The organism is Oscillibacter sp. KLE 1728 (assembly GCF_934833455.1).
Classification (GTDB): domain Bacteria; phylum Bacillota; class Clostridia; order Oscillospirales; family Oscillospiraceae; genus Oscillibacter; species Oscillibacter welbionis.
Window position 1 is genome coordinate 1 of the sequence record NZ_CAKVVF010000087.1, and the last position, 3349, is coordinate 3349.

General features: G+C 60.6%; 5 protein-coding genes and 1 pseudogene. All 6 read left to right on the forward strand.

All coding sequences use genetic code 11. The annotated features are described in order from the left end of the window. The first annotated feature begins 160 nt into the window (after window positions 1-160). Window positions 161-934 (forward strand): ZIP family metal transporter, encoded by a 774-nt coding sequence (locus QVE23_RS09230; protein WP_287968009.1) that lies wholly within the window; start codon window positions 161-163, stop codon window positions 932-934. An 84-nt stretch (window positions 935-1018) separates the two neighbouring features. Further along, complete coding sequence (locus tag QVE23_RS09235; protein WP_177675909.1) at window positions 1019-1267, forward strand: heavy-metal-associated domain-containing protein; 249 nt, start codon at window positions 1019-1021, stop codon at window positions 1265-1267. Between the two features lie 29 nt (window positions 1268-1296). Further along, window positions 1297-2178 (forward strand): AraC family transcriptional regulator, encoded by an 882-nt coding sequence (locus tag QVE23_RS09240; RefSeq protein WP_287968011.1) that lies wholly within the window; start codon window positions 1297-1299, stop codon window positions 2176-2178. Window positions 2179-2273: 95 nt separating this feature from the next. After that, the gene (locus tag QVE23_RS11045; RefSeq protein ID WP_488209270.1) at window positions 2274-2354 is read left to right on the forward strand and encodes a DUF6219 family protein; all 81 of its coding nucleotides are present in this window, start codon (window positions 2274-2276) and stop codon (window positions 2352-2354) included. A 30-nt stretch (window positions 2355-2384) separates the two neighbouring features. Beyond that, the gene (locus tag QVE23_RS09245; protein WP_087236630.1) at window positions 2385-2645 is read left to right on the forward strand and encodes a DUF6110 family protein; all 261 of its coding nucleotides are present in this window, start codon (window positions 2385-2387) and stop codon (window positions 2643-2645) included. 57 nt (window positions 2646-2702) lie between these two features. Further along, window positions 2703-3349, forward strand: a pseudogene (locus tag QVE23_RS11050) (heavy metal translocating P-type ATPase); the annotation flags it as partial.

Genomic DNA, 3349 nt, shown 5'->3' on the forward strand with positions numbered 1-3349 from the left:
CTATATGTTCAGACGGTAGACAGTAAGTGCATACCGAACAATTCTTGACAAAACATCGTAGTTAGCATATACTAACTATCGGATAGATAATTTACCTGTATTAGTGGGAATTAAAATTGCTCCGGTGGACGAAGGACAGGAGGGATACAAGAATGGGGCAATGATATTTTGGAGCCTACTCACCCCATTTTTCGGTACCGCCCTGGGCGCTGCCTGTGTATTTTTCTTGAAAAAGGGTCTGGGGGATCGGGTGCAGCGCGGACTGACCGGTTTTGCCTCCGGCATTATGGTTGCTGCGTCCATCTGGAGCCTGCTGATCCCCGCCATGGAGCAGTCCGCCGGGGTGGGAGGATGGGCATTCCTGCCGGCGGTCACCGGCTTTTGGGCTGGTATCCTATTTCTTTTGGGACTGGATCATCTGATCCCCCACCTCCACCAGCGAAGCCAGCAGGCGGAGGGCCCCCGCACCCAACTGCAACGCTCCACCATGATGGTGCTGGCGGTCACCCTCCACAACATCCCCGAGGGAATGGCGGTGGGAGTGGTCTATGCGGGCCTTCTGTCCGGGGAGGGACAGATCACCATGATGGCCGCCCTGGCCTTATCCTTGGGCATCGCCATCCAGAACTTCCCCGAGGGAGCCATCATCTCCATGCCCCTGCGCTCGGAGGGGATGGGCAAGGCCAAAGCTTTTGCCGGAGGCGTGCTCTCCGGTGTAGTGGAGCCGGTGGGGGCGCTGCTGACCATCCTGGCCGCCGGGCTGGTGGTCCCGGCCCTGCCCTATCTGCTGAGCTTTGCCGCCGGCGCTATGCTCTATGTAGTGGTGGAGGAGCTGATCCCGGAGATGTCCCAGGGGGAGCACTCCAATGTGGGGACGCTGGCCTTCGCCCTGGGCTTCACTTTGATGATGGCATTGGACGTGGCGCTGGGTTGAGCAGGACAGCCAGAATAGTTGCGCTTTTTTATATTCGTGAGTTAGCTTTCTCTAACTTTTTTAGACAGACAGGAGGGACATACAATGTGGAAATACACAGTTCAGGTCAACGGAATGATGTGCGGCATGTGTGAAAGCCATGTGAACGACGCGGTGCGGAAGGCGTTTCCGGTGAAGAAGGTCAGCTCATCCCGGAGCAAAAAGGAGACCACGGTGATCGCGGAGACGGAACTGGACGAGGATGCCCTGCGGGCGGCCATTTCCGCCACCGGCTATGAGGTAGGGGAGATCCGGAAGGAGCCCTGGGAAAAGAAGGGGCTGTTCGGCCGGTAAGCGGCGAGGCATGGAGAGGAGGCGGACGAATGCTGGCGGAATTTCTGGAGGGCCGGGGGGACTGGGCACAGGTGATGCCCGGCGCTCGGGCCTGTTTGTTCTCCCTGCACGATGAGCCGGTTTCCTTGCCCCTCCGGTTGGAGCCCCTCCACTTCGAGGCCCTGTTCTGCCTGGCCGGGTCAATTACTCTGACTCGGAGGGACAACACAATACTGACGGCATCCGTTCGGCAGGTACTCCTCCTCACTGACCTCTCCGATTTGTCTGGAGCCAGCGTGGACGCCCCTCTGGCGGGCATTCTGGTGGCGGTGGATGCCCGGGGCGCCCGGGAGAGCCTGCAAACCATCTGCGATCTGCTGGGCGGCCTGACCTTGGACACAGGGCGGGTGCGGCACTGGATGGCCAGCCGGGGCGGCTGTGCCGTGGAGGGGCCAACCGACTGGAGCCGGGCGGCCTTTGCCAACCTGGGCTGTCTCCCCCAGAGTGAGCGTGCGCGCTGGTGCGTGTGGAAATCGGTGGAGCTGCTCTATCTGCTCTGCAATCCGAAAGAACAGGAGGACGCAACTCTGGCGTTGGAACGTGAGACGGCGCGGAGGTTGGCTGAGATCCGCCGGTATATGGAGGAGCACTTGGACGAGCCCCTGACCATTCCGTTCCTGAGCCGCCGGGCCTGTCTCTCCACCACCACATTCAAGGAGGGCTTCCGCCGCCTGTACGGGCTCCCTGTTCACACTTGGCTGCGCCAGCGGCGGATGGAACGGGCGGCGGAGCTGCTGCGGGACTCCTCCCTCAGCGTGCTGGGGGTAGCCCAATCGGTAGGATATGGCAGCGCCAGCCAGTTCTCCGCCGCCTTTCACCGGCAGTACGGTATGACACCGGCCATGTATCGAAAAATGTCCGGACCGGCATAACCTTGTCCGATTTGGCGATACAAGGAGTTCTTCCTCTGCTATAATATCTTAATATGCGAAGGGACGAGTTTGTTTCCGGACAGGAGGAAATTGGAATGAAACAACATCGCTTCTGGGCCTGGGGTGCCGTGATCTGCATGGTCATGGTGATGATCACGGGCTACAAGCGCAAATAAGTACATAGCAGAAAGGAAGAATCTCTCACGATGAAGCACTATGTCAAACTGGCCTGCTTCGTGGGCGGCGCTCTGTTCGGCTCCGCCGGCGTGAAGCTGCTTGCCAGCAAGGACGCCAAGAAGGCCTATACCCACATTACCGCCGCCGGCCTGCGGATGAAGGACAGCGTAATGGAGACCGTTACCTCTGTCCAGGAGAACGCCGCCGACATCCTGGCCGCCGCCAAGGACATCAACGAGGCCCGGGCCGCCAAGGAAGCCGAGGCTCAGGTAGAGGGCCAGGAGGCCTGAAAAACCGCGGAAGGGAGCCGGTAAGCGGCTCCCTTTTTCCATGAGGAGAGATCGATTATGAGAGCGACCATCGTACATGAGAGCCGGGGCCGGATGCGCCTGCGGCTCCGGCAGAAAAATATGACCCTCCGGCAGGCAGACCTGCTGGAGACCTGGCTGAAGGGCCAACCTTGGACGAGAGAGGCCGTGGTCCATGAGCGCACCGGCTGCGTCATCGTGACCTACGCGGGAGATCGGGAGACGGTGCTATCCGCTATCGGCGGCTTCACCTGGGCCGGGGCGGAGGAAGCGGTTACCCTTCCCAGCCACAGCACCCGGGAACTGAACCGGGAGTTTCAAGAAAAACTGGTGGGCAAGGTGCTGATGAAGGGGGCCGCCGCCCTGTTTTTGCCTGCCCCGCTGCGGATCGCCCGGGTGGTCTGGCACATGGTACCATTCCTTCACAAAGGCATTCGATGCCTGGGGCGGCGAAAAATCAAGGTGGAACTGCTGGACGCCCTGTCCATCGGCATCTCCGCATGCCGCCGGGACTTTGGAACCGCCGGCACCGTCATGTTCCTGCTGGAGATCGGCGAGTTGCTGGAGGATTGGACGCGGAAGAAGTCCGTGGCCGACCTGGCGGAAAGCCTGTCCCTCCATGTGGATCGGGTGTGGCTGAAAACTGAGGCCGGCGAGGTGCTTACCCCAATCGGACGGATCAGGCC

What these genes read in the sequence shown, in the direction of transcription:
- QVE23_RS09240 (WP_287968011.1), top strand. Translation starts at nt 1,297, where the DNA reads ATGCTGGCGGAATTTCTGGAGGGCCGGGGGGACTGGGCACAGGTGATG.
- QVE23_RS09230 (WP_287968009.1), top strand. Translation starts at nt 161, where the DNA reads ATGATATTTTGGAGCCTACTCACCCCATTTTTCGGTACCGCCCTGGGC.
- QVE23_RS09245 (WP_087236630.1), top strand. Translation starts at nt 2,385, where the DNA reads ATGAAGCACTATGTCAAACTGGCCTGCTTCGTGGGCGGCGCTCTGTTC.
- QVE23_RS11045 (WP_488209270.1), top strand. Translation starts at nt 2,274, where the DNA reads ATGAAACAACATCGCTTCTGGGCCTGGGGTGCCGTGATCTGCATGGTC.
- QVE23_RS09235 (WP_177675909.1), top strand. Translation starts at nt 1,019, where the DNA reads ATGTGGAAATACACAGTTCAGGTCAACGGAATGATGTGCGGCATGTGT.